The sequence below is a fragment of the Akkermansiaceae bacterium genome (assembly GCA_017798145.1).
Classification (GTDB): Bacteria; Verrucomicrobiota; Verrucomicrobiia; order Verrucomicrobiales; family Akkermansiaceae; genus Luteolibacter.
On the sequence record CP059069.1, the window covers coordinates 886325 to 902451 of the forward strand.

Annotated in this window: 14 protein-coding genes; 4 read left to right on the forward strand and 10 right to left on the reverse strand. The window is 60.4% G+C overall.

The annotated features are described in order from the left end of the window. Positions 1-37: 37 nt before the first annotated feature. From HZ994_03760 to HZ994_03795, 8 genes are all read right to left on the reverse strand, one after another. Positions 38-1726, reverse strand: coding sequence for a transglutaminase domain-containing protein (locus tag HZ994_03760; GenBank protein QTN31479.1), 1689 nt, complete (start codon positions 1724-1726; stop codon positions 38-40). After that, a complete protein-coding gene (locus HZ994_03765; protein ID QTN31480.1) occupies positions 1723-2814 on the reverse strand; it encodes a hypothetical protein in 1092 nt (363 codons plus the stop codon). The genes HZ994_03760 and HZ994_03765 overlap by 4 nt, the downstream gene beginning before the upstream one ends. Before the next feature lie 49 nt (positions 2815-2863). After that, positions 2864-3268 (reverse strand): ribosome silencing factor, encoded by a 405-nt coding sequence (rsfS, locus tag HZ994_03770; GenBank protein QTN31481.1) that lies wholly within the window; start codon positions 3266-3268, stop codon positions 2864-2866. Positions 3269-3341: 73 nt separating this feature from the next. Further along, the gene (locus tag HZ994_03775) at positions 3342-3725 is read right to left on the reverse strand and encodes a hypothetical protein (GenBank protein ID QTN31482.1); all 384 of its coding nucleotides are present in this window, start codon (positions 3723-3725) and stop codon (positions 3342-3344) included. Between the two features lie 59 nt (positions 3726-3784). Continuing rightward, the gene (locus tag HZ994_03780; protein ID QTN31483.1) at positions 3785-4564 is read right to left on the reverse strand and encodes a 7-carboxy-7-deazaguanine synthase QueE; all 780 of its coding nucleotides are present in this window, start codon (positions 4562-4564) and stop codon (positions 3785-3787) included. A 55-nt stretch (positions 4565-4619) separates the two neighbouring features. Beyond that, positions 4620-5924, reverse strand: a complete 1305-nt coding sequence (locus HZ994_03785) for a hypothetical protein (protein QTN31484.1) — start codon at positions 5922-5924, stop codon at positions 4620-4622. A 264-nt stretch (positions 5925-6188) separates the two neighbouring features. Beyond that, positions 6189-6767, reverse strand: a complete 579-nt coding sequence (locus tag HZ994_03790) for a hypothetical protein (GenBank protein ID QTN31485.1) — start codon at positions 6765-6767, stop codon at positions 6189-6191. A gap of 150 nt (positions 6768-6917) precedes the next feature. Then, the gene (locus tag HZ994_03795) at positions 6918-7835 is read right to left on the reverse strand and encodes a hypothetical protein (protein ID QTN31486.1); all 918 of its coding nucleotides are present in this window, start codon (positions 7833-7835) and stop codon (positions 6918-6920) included. Between the two features lie 526 nt (positions 7836-8361). Between HZ994_03795 and HZ994_03800 the strand changes: the two genes are divergently transcribed. Further along, positions 8362-9210 (forward strand): hypothetical protein, encoded by an 849-nt coding sequence (locus tag HZ994_03800; GenBank protein ID QTN31487.1) that lies wholly within the window; start codon positions 8362-8364, stop codon positions 9208-9210. 84 nt (positions 9211-9294) lie between these two features. On the opposite strand, the gene HZ994_03805 is transcribed toward HZ994_03800, so the two are convergent. Beyond that, positions 9295-10596, reverse strand: a complete 1302-nt coding sequence (locus tag HZ994_03805; protein ID QTN31488.1) for a DUF1501 domain-containing protein — start codon at positions 10594-10596, stop codon at positions 9295-9297. A gap of 24 nt (positions 10597-10620) precedes the next feature. After that, complete coding sequence (locus HZ994_03810) at positions 10621-12132, reverse strand: DUF1800 domain-containing protein (GenBank protein QTN31489.1); 1512 nt, start codon at positions 12130-12132, stop codon at positions 10621-10623. Positions 12133-12216: 84 nt separating this feature from the next. Here HZ994_03810 and HZ994_03815 point away from each other — a divergent pair, with 84 nt between their 5' ends. From HZ994_03815 to HZ994_03825, 3 genes are read left to right on the forward strand one after another with little or no spacing between them, the layout of a single operon-like run. Further along, positions 12217-14694 (forward strand): U32 family peptidase, encoded by a 2478-nt coding sequence (locus tag HZ994_03815; GenBank protein QTN31490.1) that lies wholly within the window; start codon positions 12217-12219, stop codon positions 14692-14694. 49 nt (positions 14695-14743) lie between these two features. Next, positions 14744-15469 carry a hypothetical protein gene (locus HZ994_03820; GenBank protein QTN31491.1) on the forward strand — a complete coding sequence of 242 codons (726 nt, stop codon included), beginning with the start codon at positions 14744-14746 and terminating at the stop codon, positions 15467-15469. Next, a complete protein-coding gene (locus HZ994_03825; protein ID QTN31492.1) occupies positions 15466-16086 on the forward strand; it encodes a CDP-alcohol phosphatidyltransferase family protein in 621 nt (206 codons plus the stop codon). The genes HZ994_03820 and HZ994_03825 overlap by 4 nt, the downstream gene beginning before the upstream one ends. The last annotated feature ends 41 nt before the right edge of the window (positions 16087-16127 follow it).

The window sequence follows — 16127 nt, forward strand, 5'->3', positions numbered from 1 at the left end:
TTTCCTTGCCTCGTGAAGCTTCTGCCCGATCAGAACCTCACTCCCATCGCCTGATCTTTTGCACAAGATTCGCCTCGCGTTGGGGGTCTGGCGCATGACCCTCGTAATTCACCCCGTAGTGGTAGCCGAGGAATTCGTCGGCGAAGGGCGGCCTCCGCTCCATCCCTTCCAGCCGTTTTTTCAGGGTTACCCCCCGCTGCCAAGCGAGGCCGCGGTCTTGGCAGGCTTGAATCCAGGCACGGAGGTATCCCGGCTTTTCCGCCTCCTGCGGCAAGGATGCGAAGCCTTCGGCAACAATGGGTGACCGCAGCGCCTTCGCGATGAAGGCCAGCAGCGCAAGCGCGCCGAAAGCCGCCGTCAATGACAGCGCGACACCTCCCACATGGCCGCCCGGCACCTGGGTGGAAACCGCCTCGTCCATGGGAAGCTCGTCGCGCGGCGGCGGCGCTTCCCCGGCATCCGCCCTCCTCGGCACGCCGCCCCCACCCAGGAAAACAGGTGGGGTCGGCTCCATGACGGCCCAGCCATATCCCGGCACCTTCACCTCTACCCACGCATGCGCCTCGCGCGCACGGAACACGAACATCATGCTGCCCTTGAAATACTCGCCGCCCGCCCAGCCATAGGCCACGCGTGTCTCCGCACCGATCTCTCGCGCAAGCAATGCCCCGGCGGTCGCGAAAAATTCGCAGTGCCCGCGTTTCTCCACAAAAAGGAAATTCTCCAAAGGGTCAAGGTTCCGGGTGTTTTCCGTAACAAGTGAGTAGGAATAACGCTGCCGCAGAAATTCCTGGATATTGAGCAGCCTACGCAAGGCATCCCCCTCGCCCGCCGCCTTTTGCGCCAGCTCGGCGAGGCGCCCGCCGCCGCCAGCAGGATTTAATTGCCAACCCAGATCCACGCCCTTCAGATCCTCCAGCCCTAGCGGCACCGATCCGGCAAGGTAGCCGAAGCCGTCCGGCCCGCTGACATCGGGTAGCACCGCCATCCCCTCGGACACCATGAGCAGCTCTGGCAGCCTAACCGCCCGCATGCCCTGAAGCGAGGTCACCACATCCCTGCCACCCTCATCCTTGCCGTGGAAAACCTCATGCAGGATCTCCCCATCCAGCCGCTCGCCGAAGCGTATCCAACCACTCGCATCCGCCTCCATGATCAAGCCCCCTGGCTCCGCGAGGCTCCAGACGCCTTTCCGGTAATCATCCAGCGCAAATGCACGCACATAGGTCTTCCTCGCCAGAAGTTTTTCCGCATCCTCCTCCCGGGAAAGCCGAACAAAGACCTCCGGCTTCGCGCCCGGTTTCAGGTTCGTCCGCATCGGCAGCACCCTGCTGCCCTCGTCCTCCCAAAGCCAGTTGCCCGTGCGCCCACCCGCACCGCCAGCAGCCCGATCCGCCGCCGCCTGCGGCCTGAGCTTCAGCTCGATCACCGCAGCAACATCCTCCAAAGGCTCCGGGGCAGCACTCAGCACCCATAGGAAACCGCACTCCAGCGCCAGCACACCCATGCCCATCGCCAGGAAATCACGCAGCCCCGGCTTCCCGGAACCCTTGGCGACAATGGCATCGTCCGCCTTTCTACCGATAGCCCAAACTCCCAGCCCGCCCACCAAAAGCAGCACCGCAAGGCAGGAACGCACCAACGGAGGCAGCACGGCGGGCATGCCTTTCAAAAGCACGTAGGCCGCCGCTCCGCCAAGGCACAGCACGATGAGCCTCACGATCACGCACGCCCCCCTTTCCTACGGGAACCATCGTAGTTGCGTATGTCCACCAGCACAGGCGGGATCGATGTGGCCGGAACAAATCCTTCCCAGGCACTGCTCGGCATATCGGAAATCACAACCACGCACTCATGCGCACCCGCCCGCCCCAGCACGGCGATGAGATTGTGCGCCTCCGTCCCGCGCGCCCTTTCCGCCAACATCAAGCCCTCACGAGCCTGCGCGAGCTGCCTGCGGGTCTTCACCTCGTTATCGCGCCATCCGTCGAAATCCGCAAACCACCTCACCGGCATCCCCCAGCCCACCAGTTGTGCCAGCGAACCATACAACAGCGAGATCGCCTTCTCGAAGCGATCCGGGCGGATGAGGTTCCCGTCACCCCCGTACGAATGGAAAACCACCATGCATCCCTCCGCCTGCGATCCCGGAGGATCATCCTCGCGCACCAGCACAGCCCCGCCCGCCGCCTCGGATCTCAGGCTCGCCGCCCATGCGATCCGCCGCAGCCCGTCGCCCCCTCGCCTCTCCCGCAAGCCCCGCCACTCCCCGCCGCCTCCGAAGTGCCGCGATGCACCGTAGGGCGATCCGTCCAGAAGCTGCCCGCTCAGATACAGCTCGCGCGGGATGACTGCGCCCGGCAGCACCCCGATCTCCGCCGCCACCGGAATCTCACGCGAGAACGCCATCAATCCCAACGGAAACGCCGATTTCAGCCGCCCCCTGTGGATCATTTCCAGCCCCCTTTTCCTCAGCACCGGCCTTTCCGATATCCCAGCGCTAGATTTGCCGGTGATCCAGGATACCTTCCCCACCAGATCCCTCTCGCCCAGCATCGATATGCTGAATCCAACCCGGAATCCGTCCATCGCACCGCCCTCGTTCACAAGGATCAGCTTGCACGGAAACCCTTTCCCCGCCTCCACCCTCCTTGGGCCGAGGTAATGCAGGGAGTGATGCCGCAGGTTCGCGCGCCCCAGGATCCATGCCAGCACAAACAGCACACCAAGCGAAAGCCCCATCGCCGCCATCACCCCATCCACCCGCCACATCCCCACCACGAACAGCGATGCGCCCAGCCCCGCAAGGATCAACCCACGCCGGGTCGATGATACCCGGATGCGCCCGGACTTTCCGGCACCCTCAGTGGGTGAAATTGGATTTCCTGCGCGCTCCATCGCCTTGATCCGATCCGGATTGGCTCCATTCGGGCTCCTTCGCATCCGCCCAAAGCTGCTCAAGCCCGTAGAATTCGCGCATCTCCTCGTGCATGACGTGAACCATCACATCAATGTAATCGAGCACCACCCAGCGGGAATCCACCTTGCCCTCGGAGTTCACCGGCTTGGCACCGGCTTCCTTCTCCACGATCCCCGCCACCTCACGGATGATCGCCCGCAGGTGCGGCATCGACGAGCCCGAGCACACGATCATGAAATCCGTAAGGTTCGAAACCCCGCGCATATCCCATACCCTGATGTTCTCTGCCTGCATCTCTCCCGCGGCCTTCATGCATGCCTTTGCCAGTTCTTCTCCTTCGATCGCCATAGTTAATACCTTCGGAGACAAACCATAACCGCCCATCCGGCGGCATTGCAACCCGCATTCTCGCAGCGGGGAATCAGAAGCCGATCAGCGAGACGAGCTCCTGGTCGCTGAAGCGATCCAGATGATCCGCTGCGGCAGCCAGCATCTCCGCCTCCGCCACTTCCTCAATCTGCACCCAGCGTTCCTCCTGACCCGAAGGGACGGATACGACATCACCGCCTCCACCCACAGGTTCCGAGCCGTCAATCAGCACAAACACCCCGAAGACCGCGCAGGCAGCAACCGCAACCCAAGGCGAGAAGGTGAGGATTTTCGGCCACCAAGGATCCGCCTCCGGGAGCAACCTCACAGCCCTCAGCGTGTCATCGGCGAAACGTCCGCTCGCCTCCTTGGGCACGGCTTTTCCAAGCAGATCCCATGTGGCATCGCCCTCTTCCCAGTCGTGCTTGTCGTTCATGCCTTTCATTCTACATCCCGGAAACACCGATCCGAACCAAAAGTTTCGCAAAAAAAAGATCAAACCCCCCGCCTATCCCCCCACAACCTCACGTGCAGCCTGTCCGAGAAACGCAATCCCAGATCCCGGCAGCGCTCCGCAAGCCAGCCCGCGATCTTGTCGATCTCCGCCAGCGTCCGACCCTCCGGCATCAGGATCACCCTCCCCGGCGCAATCCCGTTGCCCTCCGCCAGCGTCAGCACCTCCTGCACATCCGCCTCCCCCTGCACCACAAACTTGAACCACGCCTTGCCCGTCCCCGCCAGCCCCCGCAAAACCTCCGGCCTGATCCTTTTCGCCTCATCCATCCCGCTGTTCGCCAGCTTCGGGGAAACATTCATCTGATCCACTCCCGCCAGGAAAGCTTCTCCCGGCATTCGCGTCCCATTCGTCTCAAGCTCGAAAAACCACTCATGCCCATCCCGGCGCAGGACTTCCATCAGGCCCAGCAAACCCTCCTCCTGCAGCAGCGGCTCCCCTCCCGTCAGCACCACGCGCCTGCATCCGAACTTCCTCACGGCATCCGCAATCTCGCCCACACCCATCTCAATGATCACATCCTCCCGGCGATACTTCGCATACCCTGCAATCGCATCCTTCTCATGCACCCATGGCGTGCCCTCAAAGTTCCAAGTATGATCCGTATCGCACCACACGCAGTGAAGATTGCAGAGCGAAAGCCTCACGAAAACCGCAGGCACACCCATCCCCGCCCCCTCCCCCTGCAAGGTGTGGAAAATCTCCGCCCCGTCTCCCAGCCGTGCCAACTTCATGCAGCCAATCTCTACCCTCCAGCCCATATCGGAAACCAAAAACGACAACGAAGCCTATCCCCACAGATTGAGCCCCCTGCCCTCAATGATCCTCCTCATCCCTGAAGATCACACTCTTGATTTCAAGCTGTGCCAACAGATTCAGGACATCAATCACACGCTGCTGGGTGGTCAGCGGATCGACCCATACGGATACCCTCAAATCCTTTTCCCGCACGCCTTTCTCCCTGGCGATTTCCTTCAGCTTTGCCTTCAGCAACGGCAACTCCCTTTGATCGGCATCCTTGTCCAGCTCTACGCCCTCCTTAGCGGAAATCACTCCCGCCTTGGTGATCGAAATTTTCACCACCACGGAATCCTTTTCACCCGCGTTCAGCGCATCGTCATCCAATTTCGGCAAGGCCATCTCGAGATCCGTTTCACGTATCTTGAGAGCGTTATCGGGTTTCTTTTCAGAAGACTCATACACGGCGAAGACGACCTGATCCACACCCGCACTTGCCGCCGCCCGAATCACACTCCGGGAATACTTGAAAACGGAATCCCTATCGCCACGCAAACAAAGCTTCGCGGTTAGCCCCTGAGCCTCAAGCCGCTTCCGTTCCCGTTTCACGTAGTCCGTCACACCCGCTTCATCGGCCAAGACCAGGTTCTGCCCGACAGTCAGCGTCCCGTCCACCCTGATGTTCACGACAATCCTGCCGCTTGGTTCCGTATCCGCCAGCTTGACCACAGGCGGCTGCACCTCCGGATCAACATGTATGTCAAACTCCATGCTCGGAAACCCATCGTCAATCCGCACCACCCCGGACAAGCAGCCCGCAGAGCGCACCAACTGCAGCACCTTAACCATGTGCCCGAAGGATGTCCTTGACCTCACCACAAGGACGAAGCGCGGTATCTCTTCCGCCGCGTCCGCCCTCTTCACCCCTTCCCTGATGGCATTGAGAAAACTTTCCAAACCCACCAGATCGGCATCCATAATCCCACGGCCGGCATTGTCAGGTATCCCGGCCTCAGCCATTTCCACCGGATGACAGATAGCGATCACCTGCCCTCCATCACAAATCACACCGATCACGTTTTCAGCCTCCTTCTTTCCCTGAAGAATCGGATCAATCATCACCCCCCGACCTTCCTGACCTCGCAACGCAAAGCGAACAGGATGGCTCAGAAGCTGTTCAAGCCCCAAGCCTTCCAACGAAATCCCTACCGGCACATTCGCATCCGCCGTAAAACATACACCGCCTTTCAGATCCTCCTCCGTCATCTCCACGAAGCCCTCAGGCAAATCCCACTCCTTACCATCGAACTCGACCAAAATCTCCCCGCAAAACCCCGACGAAATCACTGCCGCACAGAAAAGAAAAGATAACAGCTTCGGCATACCAACGGCATACCGCCCCAATTCGGGAAAAACAATGTCCAAAGCGCCCCTTACCCACCCAAGCCTCCCTCACCGGAAGAGACATGAACCCATTTACAGATTACCCGATAGATCTTTTCGGGGAAAATGTTGCTATGAAGCCCCTGACCCGAATGCACGGATTTGAACTCGCAACGGGGCAGGTGATAGAATCGACGCCTCATACGGTGGCTTTCAGCCTCAGGAAGGCTACAATGATTGTTCCGTGAGAGGAATCCGAAACCGCTAGAACCCAATCCTTCGATCGTCCCCTTTCAGCTCCACCTTGAGCCCATACCAATCGGCAACAAAGCGTGACAGCCATTTCGCCTCCTCCAACGATTCGGTCTTGCAGAACTTGAGCAAGCCACCCGTTCCCACCATTCCAACCTCCCATGACCCAACGAACCTGTTTTCAACGTCCGAACTGCTATTGGCGCGACCGCGACGGTGTTTCACCTCAACAAACCTGAAATCGCTCTTGTTCATCGCACGGGTCAGGGGGATTCCAAGGAGCCTGTGGCGTCTGGTGATTGCGTTGATCGTGCCTTCCACTTCGGTCGTTCCAAAGAGCTGCCTCAGCAGCTGAAACGATAGGATGGCTACAGTGACGATCAGCAGAATCCTAACCAATTCGGGGATCATCGCAGGAACACTACCAAGTTTCTCCTTAAAGAATTCTTCAATCAGCGGGACTTGGGTGATCGGCACGATCAGGAATGCGATTCCGGCCAGTAGGAACAAAGCGCCCACCGCCCGAGTGGAGAATGGCACGACCTCCCGAATCCTGAATCTCTGCCTGGCGATCAATTCGGTGATTTCCAAACCTTCGGGGGGATTTGTGAAATCATGCTCGTGATTCGCATTGCTGTCTTGGCCTTGCGTCATCTCCAATTTGAATGCCTTATATTGAAACGTGTGGGTTACGTTTGGAATTTCGTTGCCGATCTGGTGGGAATCCAGATCCGATGCCTCTCAGGGCTTCCACTTGCTGTCGTCATCGAAAGCCACCGAACGCAGCGCCAGCACGACCGAGGCCGTGCCTTCCGGTGGCGCCGCTGAGCCGAAGAACGCCGCCCCCTTGCCGGCAGCCATGTCGGCGTTCACGAAGGTGCGGCGACCCTTCAGGAGAACACCCCCGGATTCATCGACGTAGGATATCAGGTATTCCAAGCGTTTGACCCCTTGGTCGCTGTGGTTGAAGGCCTCGATAAGAGGCGCCGAAAGTGCCCCTTCCCGCACCACCCCTTTCATCACCAAAGACACGGGAGCCTCCCCCTCAGGGTCCGGGGCAGGCCCCGTCCAAACCGGCCAAGTTGTCCCGTCCTTCAATGTCAGAGCCCGGACCAGACCACCCACTGCCACGACATCGTCCTTGACCCAGAACGACGTCAACTCGACCACGTAGTTTTCTCCCTTGCCAAGCGTGCTGTCGACTCCGTCGAATTGTTTCGTGTTGGTGTACGGCACGGTCTGCTTCAGGCTGCCGTCAGCCTGATACAAGTACATGGTCAAGCCCAGCTTCGAGATCTCCTGATCCCCGTTGTTGGTAACCTTCAGCGCAGCCTTGCGATCCTCGCCGCTACCCGTGACGGGCAAGGGCTCTATCGAGATCGGACAAGGGATGCTGGCCAGAGCATCGCCCGGCCCCGGGGCTTGATCCCGAACGAAAATCCGGTCCGACTCGCTGAGTCGACTGAGCGCCACCTCGACGGTTTCTCCGCTTGCCAGCCGTATCACGACCTTTTCTCCGGATCTCATGACATACTCGCCCTCGAGCGAACGCTTGCTGGCCCCATCTGTCCATGTCCGGGATTCTGCGAGAACCGGCGATCCGATCAGGCAAAGACTCGCGAACGCGAAAACAAGAAGGCGGCTCAGATCCATGGTCATGACTAGGGAGGTAGGATTTTTCGGCAGGCTGGATTCCCAAAGCCCCTTCCAGCATATGGGGTTTTCCAAAACAGCGCGGAAGTTATGCGGTGCTCGGCAATTTTCAAGAATCTTTCGAACGTCGAGGTGTGGCACCGGCTACGGGGAGCGCCAGTCCGATTCAGGATAACGGGTTCTCAACAGGCTTCGATCTCCGACTCGCGGCGGGTTGGCGGGTTGCCACCCACGCCTTGTTGTGCTTCGCGATTCTCTTCTTGAGGATACCGTAGCAGGCACGAATTCCAATCAGATACTAGAATGGCCATAAATGGATCTTGTTGTTCGGGCTCAGATGCGGTGATTCGAATCCTCATGATCTCTCATGATCGGTTGATGCTATCATAGCCCAGCATCCGCGAATCATGAGGCAAATGGGCTTGCTGAAAAATCGAAGCCATTCGAAGGAGCTTGCAACCTTCCGCAGAGCACCCGAACGGTTTGCCTTCCATCCGACGCGTCGGGAGCCTAGTTTCCGGATCCATCAGCCATGACCCTCTCCGATTTTTCCCGCCGCGACCTGCTCCGACTGGCCACCTTGGCAAGCCTCGCCCCCATTTCCTGCTCGCCCCAAGAGAAAGAAGTCCCCGAGACCCCTCGTGAAAAACCCGGAAAAAAAGGCCTCGGGATCGGCACCAAAAATGATGGCTGGGACCAGAGGCTGAAGGATCTGAGATGCAAATGGTTCTACTCTTGGGTTTCCGCGACGGACAAACCCATACCCGCCGGCATTGAGTTCATCCCCATGGTCTTCGGTCGCTGGGATATCCCAAAGGCCACGCGCAATGCCGCCGCCTTCGCGGAAAAAATCGGTGCGGACGAGATCCTAGGCTTCAACGAGCCCGACCAAAAGCACCAGGCCAACATGAGCGTCGAAAAGGCTCTCGATGCATGGCCTCTGCTGATGGGGACAGGGCTTCGCCTTGGTAGCCCCGGCTGCGTGCACCCGGACAAGCTCTGGATGATGGAATTCATGGCCGGCGTGGAGGAGCGCAAGCTCCGCGTCGATTTCGTCTGCATCCATTCCTACACCGGGCCGAGTCCTGCGGCGTTCATTGAGCGGGTGGAATCCGTTCATGAAATGTTCAGGCGCCCCATCTGGATCACCGAGTTCGCCGTCGGGGACTGGGAGGCGAAGTCCGTGGAAACGAACCGCCACAAGCCGGAAAGGATACGGAAATTCATGGAGGAACTCCTTCCGCAGTTGGAAGCGATGGACATCGTCGAGCGCTATGCATGGTTTCCCGCCGGACAAGACAACAAGGCGCTCGGCACCAGCGCTCTCTTCGACAAGGACGGCAGGCTCACCCCGCTCGGCGAGTGCTACCGGGATGCCTGATCATCGCCGGCTGCCGTTTCCCTGCGCGGGAATCCAAGCAAGCCGGAAGGCGGCCGCCGCCCACGAAGCGGGCGACACCCACCATCACACCATGCCGATCCCGCGGAAGTCCCCTCCAAGGATCTTCCCGATGTTCGGCGCCTTGAGCCAAGCACCGAGCAGATCGGCATACACGCTGCGGAAATCGACCGTGTGTTTCAGGTCGCCCTCCGTCAGATCGGTTAGGCTCGGGTAGCTCCCATAGAGCCCTCCCTTGACTCCGCCGCCCGCCACGAACAGGCAGGACGCCTTGCCGTGGTCGGTTCCCGCGCTTGCGTTTTCCTTCACCCGCCTGCCGAATTCCGAGAAGGTCATCAGCACCACGCGCTTGTCGTTGCCCTGCTTCTTCAGGTCTGTGAAAAAGGATTTCAGCGCGGAGTCCAGCTGTCCCAACAGGCGGTCGTGGGAGTTCACCTGGCCGGTGTGGGTGTCGAATCCGCCGTGGCTCACGTAGTAAACCCGGGTCGCCATCCCTCCGGCGATCATCCGCGAAACCAGGTTGAGGTTCCGCGCGATCGGCGTGCCGTCGTATTGGACCGTTGTCCTGTGCTTCGCGGCGATCTCCAGGATTTTCTTCGATGAGACCTGCGCATCGAGCGCCACCCGCTCGAGGAAATGGAGGTTCGACTCTCCGACCACGCCGCCGACCTTTCCGCCGGCAGGCATGTCGATCGAACCACCGTCCACCGGCGCCTCGTCCTCCGGGCGGTTCAGCTCGGAGAAAAACTCCTCCGCCTGGGCTTTCTGGCCGCCGCTGTGGATCCAGCGGTAGAGCTCCGGCGAGCTCAGGCTCACGCCCGGGTTGCGCAGAGCACCGAAGGACTCTGGGGTCGATTTGTTGAAGCTGATCCCAACTGTCGGATCGACCCCCTCGCAGGCGTTGTCGAAGTATCTGCCCAGCCAGCCCGTGTTCGAGCGGTTGTTGATATCAGCCGTTTCCCAGATCGAGGTGGAGACGAAATGCGAGCGGTTCGGGTTCGGGTAGCCGACACCCTGCACGATGCCGAGGCCGCCTTCCTTGAACAGCGAGCCGAGGAACGGCATGGATGAGTTCAGGCCCAGCCCGTCGCCGATCCGGATGAGATCCTTCGCGTTCTTCCCAATCGTCGGCCTGGCCCTGTGATAGTCATCGTCGCCGTAAGGCACGAGTGTGTTCAGCCCGTCGTTTCCGCCTGCCAGCTGCAGCACCACCAGGATCGTGTCGTCCTTGCCGGTCGCAAACTGCGTGGCGCTGCCCCGCGATTGCTCGCCGAGCTCCGCAAATGTCCGGTCGATGAAGCCCGGCAAAGTCCACGTCGCCGATGCCCCAAGCACCGCCGACCTCATAAAATCCCGTCTCGTTTTCATATGGTCTCCTCTGGTTTCTGCAAATCAGCAAAGTTGGTAATAAGGGGTGCTCATCATCAGGTGGCACAGTTCGCCGAGTTCAGCGTCGGTGAAACTGACACCCTTTTTCGAGTCCGCGTAGGCGATGAAGGATTGCCTCGCCTTTTCAGGGATCGGCACGCAGAAAAACCTGCCGATCAGGCCGTCCACGAGCGCCTCCGTATCATTCCGCTCCGGCTCCGCGGCGATTTTGGCGAAGTCAGGCCCCTTCGCGATCCTGCCCGCCAGCTCGCGCAGGCGTCCCATCCGTTCCATGCCATCGCGCCCGCGCATGCTGCCGGCCATCGTGCCCTTGGTGAGCGCGCCGGCGAGGTTGTATCTTGTTAGGAGCGTGTTGGTGTTGATCCATGCCTTGCCCCAGTCCCAACCGGCCACGTTCGGCGGCATGAAAAGCACCTGGCCGAGCTGCGTCTGCCCCATGATGGGGAAACCCATGGGGGCGGAATCCATCTCCAGCTCCTTGAGCATCTGCACGAGGTATTGCACCGGGCACTTGATCTGGGTGGACATCGCCTTCTCGCCGTAAAATTCCCTCGATAGGAAAATCTCCCGTAACACCGGCTTCACCTCATAATCCGCATCCCGGAAAGTTTTCGCCAGATCCTCCATGGCGGATTCCAACGGCGATTCATACGCGAAGAACTCCCAGAATTTCCCCACCATGAACCTCGCGCAGGCATCCTTCTGGAAAATCAGGTTCACCACATCCCGACCGTTGTACGCCCCGGATTTCCCGAAAATCATTTTCTCCCCCGAGTCCCATGCCGCCGCGTTCTGGCTTACATTTCCGTTGAAACGGTTCAACTGGAACCCGGTGAACGCCCGAGCGGCCTCTTTCACATCCTGCTCCGTGTAATTCCCCTCACCGAGAGTGAACAGCTCCATCACCTCACGGGCGAAATTCTCGTTCGGCATCGCCTTGCTGGATCGCTGCGTGTCCAGGTAAAGCATCATGGCAGGATCCCTCACGATGGATTGCGTCAGCTCCTTGAAGCTCCCGAACGCATGCTCACGGAACAGCCTGTTCTGCTCCATCATCAGGACGGGCTGCTTGACCTTCTGGATCGAGCTGGCGAAATGGTCGTGCCAGAAAAGCGTCATCTTCTCACGCAGCGGCGCAGAGGTTTTCAAAATCCGGTTGAACCACCAGCCCTGCGCTTCGACGGAATTCCGGCGGTTGTCCTGCTGGAACTGCTGGAAGGCTTTCCGCCGCTGCGCCTCAGCCTCCGATGCCGTCATGCCGCTGCGCGATTTCTGCGCGTCCATGAATTGCTCCCGGCGCATCCGCGCATCTGCCAGCGCCTGCTCCCTGTTGCACCAATCGGGCAGGCGGAACGCATCCTCAGGCTCCGTCGGGTGCAGCAACAAATCCACGGCCTTCTCCCTTCCAAGCCCATGGAATGTCGCGATCTCTTGCGGTGAGCCCCCGAATCCCGCCCTGTTGAGCAGATGCCTCGCCTCCGCCTCCGTCCATTTTCCTGTCGATTTCGGTAACATGACGTTTCGATTCTACGGTGAGGGAAACACCGCCCAGCCATCACGGTTGCGCATTTTCCTCCAGAAAGCTACGCTGCCCATCCATTGAGCAAACAACCGGACAACAAACCCGAACTCCTCTCCCCCGCCGGAAACTGGGACTGCGCCAAAGCCGCCGTCGCCGCCGGTGCCGACGCGATCTACTTCGGCCTGCCGAAATTCAACGCCCGCCTCCGCGCCGACAACTTTTCCGAAGCCGATCTCACCGAGCTGATGGCGTATCTGCACAAGCACGGCGTGAAAGGCTTCGTCGCGATGAACACACTCATCTTCACCGGCGAACTGGAAGCCGCCGAGCAGCAACTCCGCACCATCGCCGCCGCCGGAGTCGATGCCCTCATCATCCAGGATCTCGGCCTTGCGAAAATGGCGCGCGCCATCGCGCCGGACGTGGAGTTGCACGCCTCCACCCAGATGACCATCACCTCCCCGGAAGGCCTCGCATTCCTGGAAACCATCTTCCCCATGGAGCGCGCCGTCCTAGCCCGCGAACTCTCCATCTCAGAAATCGAACGCTTCAACTCTTCCCTGATCACTGATCACTTGGCACTTTCCACTCCGCTGGAAGTCTTCGTCCACGGAGCCCTCTGCGTCGCCTATTCCGGCCAATGCCTCACCTCCGAATCCCTCGGCCAGCGCTCCGCAAACCGCGGCGAATGCGCCCAGGCTTGCCGCATGCCCTACGAGATCGTCGTCGATGGCGAATCCCGCGACCTCGGCGAGCACCGCTACCTTCTCTCCCCGCAGGATCTCGCCGCCGTCGATCTCATCCCCGATCTCGTCAGGGCGGGCGTGAAAAGTTTCAAGATCGAAGGCCGCCTCAAAACCCCGGAATATGTCGCCGCCGTCACCCGCGTCTACCGCAAGGCGCTCGATGCCTGCACAAACCCGGCACCCTCGCCGACGGTCACGGAAGCCGATCGCTACGCACTCGAAATGACCTTCTCCCGCGGCCTCACCACCGGCTGGCTCGCGGGCACCAACCACCCATACCTCACCCACGGCAAGTTCGGCAAAAAGCGCGGCCCCTTCCTCGGCACGATCACCGAAGCCCAGAACGGCTGGATCCGCCTCGACACACCGCCCTCGGAACAAATCCCCCCGCTCAAGGCCGGCGACGGCATCGTCTTCGACGCCGGCGAGAACCGCGATCTCGAACAGGGTGCCTCCATCTGGAAAATCGAGAACGACCGCATCATCTTCCACCGCACCTTTTCCGGAATCAATTTCGACCGCATCCGCCCCGGCGTCACCCTCTACAAGACCGCCGACCCCGCCCTGGAATCCGAGATCCGCAAGTTCTGGCAAAACGCGAAGCCGCCGCTGAAGAAAACCCCGCTCCATCTCACGGTCAACGGCAAGCCCGGCGAACCTCTAACCCTCGCGTGCGGGGATGTTTCCTGTTCCACCGAATCCCACTTGGAGCCCGCATCAGGCCGCCCGCTCACCACCGAGACACTCACCAAACAGCTTTCCCGCCTCGGCGACACCCCCTACGAACTCGCTTCCCTAGACAACCGGATCGAAGGCGATTGCCACCTCCCCCTCTCCGCCCTCAACCAGCTCCGCCGCGACCTCGTGGCTGCGGTTTCCGACCACCAGGCCGAACAATACCCGAACCCTTCCCCCTCCGCCGCATCCTCAAAAGATCTCTTCCCCGAACCATCCAATCACCCAATCCCCAATCCCCCTTCACTGAGCGTCCTCACCCGCACCTTGGACCAGCTCGAATCCGCAATCGAAGCCAACATCCCCCAAATCTACTGCGACTTCGAAGACCCCCGCCGCTACAAGGCAGCCGTCGAACTCACCCGCGGAACCACCAGCGAAATCATCCTCGCCACCCCCCGGATCATCAAGACCGGCGAGACCGGTTACCTGAAACTCATCGGGCGCGCCAACCCTCACGGACTTCTCCTCCGCAACCTCGCCGCCCTCCACCATTTCAAAAACTCACCCCTCATCAAGATCGGCGATTTCTCCCTCAACGTCGCCAACCCCCTCACCGCGAGAATCCTCAGGGAATCCGCCCGCCTCGACCGCCTCACCATCTCCTACGACCTCAACATCTCCCAAGCCCTCGACCTGTTAGCAAAAACCCCGCCCGATTGGCTGGAACTCACCCTTCACCAGCACATGCCCATGTTCCATATGGAGCACTGCGTGTTCTGCACCTTCCTCAGCTCGGGCACCACCTACAAGGACTGCGGCCGCCCCTGCGAGAAACACACCGTCCACCTCCGCGACCGCGTCGGCCAGCTCCACCGCCTCCAGGCCGATGTCGGCTGCCGCAACACCCTCTTCAACGGCCGCGCCCAGACCGGCGGCCGCTTTTTCCCGCAGCTCCTCGCCTCCGGCCTCCGCCATTTCCGCATCGAGCTCCTCGACGAAGACCGCGACTCCGCCACCTCCACGATCACGGCCTACCAAGCCCTCCTTTCCGGGGAAATCTCACCCGACCAACTCCTCTCCCGCATCCACGCCACCGAGAAACTCGGCGTCACAGAAGGCACCCTCGCGTAGCCGCCACCAGTGCCAGCCCCTACACAAACTCCACGACCAACCCGCTCCCGTGCATCCCCAAGGCCTGGTAATATCCGATCTCCACCTCCTGGCGAAACGATCCGTCGGCGAGTCCCTTTTTGCAGCTATCGCACCCCAGGTCGAACGCTGCGAAGCCCTCATACTCAACGGCGACACCTTCGATTTCCGCTGGAGCACCCTGCGCAACGAATCCGCATCCATCGCCGCCGCCATCCGATGGCTTGAACAGCTCCTGCAGTCGATGGATGGCCGGGACCTCCATTTCATACAAGGGAACCACGACTGCATCCGTGCTTTCTGCGAGCGACTGGAGCCTTTGCGTGACAAATGGCCCAACCTACACATCCACCAATACCACCTGCGCCTGGGCCGGCGGATTTTCCTCCACGGAGACTGCGCAAACAGAAACATGGACCTGCCCGAACTGCAAAAGGCGCGCGAATCCTGGGCAAACGACAAGCCGCGCGGTGGCATCAGCGCAACCCTTTATGACGCAGCCGACCTGACAGGCATGTCCCGCGCCTTCCACCGCGCCTACTTCCCCAGGCGCATCACGGTTGCCCGCATCGCCCATCATCTCGATACCGCAATTCCCGGATGGCGGGAAAAAACCGGCGATTGCTATTTCGGACACACCCACATGCCCTTCCGAGACCACAGACACGGCGGCATCCGTTTCCACAACTCAGGATCAGGAATCCGGGGTATGGGCTTCCATCCTATCGCATTCCCGCTGGACAAGGAGGAAGCATGAACGGGAAAAACACCGATGACCCGAAAGTGACATGCTACTCCGGCGGCGAAGCCGGGTTCATGGCCTGGTCACAAGGCCTGCGAGCAGCCCTCTTGGACCCGCTGCTCCACGCCCTCACATGGGCCCATGTCACCGCGAACCACATCACGGTCGCCTCCCTCCTCTGCGGCCTCGCGTTCGTACCCGCCTTCGGGTTGGTCGCACCATGGCTGGCCTTCTCCCTGCTTTTCCTGCACGTGCTGCTCGACGGCTTGGACGGCCCATTGGCACGCTTCCGGGGCACGGCATCGGATCGCGGCTCTTTCACCGACACCATGGTCGATCAGCTCGTCGTATCCGTGGTGATGATCGCCATGATCCATTCCGGCCATGCGGGTCTATGGCCGGGATCGCTCTACATCTTCTTCTACCTCCTGGTCGTAACCTTCGCATTCATCCGCAACGCGCTCAAGCAGCCCTACTCGTGGCTTTTGCGCCCGCGCTTCATCGTTTTCATCTGGCTTATGGTGGATGTCTATCTCTGGCCAGGCACCCTCGATTGGGTGCTCTGGGCTGCCGTAGCTGTTTTGGCACTGAAATCCGCAACAGGCTTCTGGGTAATCCGCAGGCGAATGTAAGCGCCCTGGCACAAATCACGCCCCAACCGGCATTGCACAAG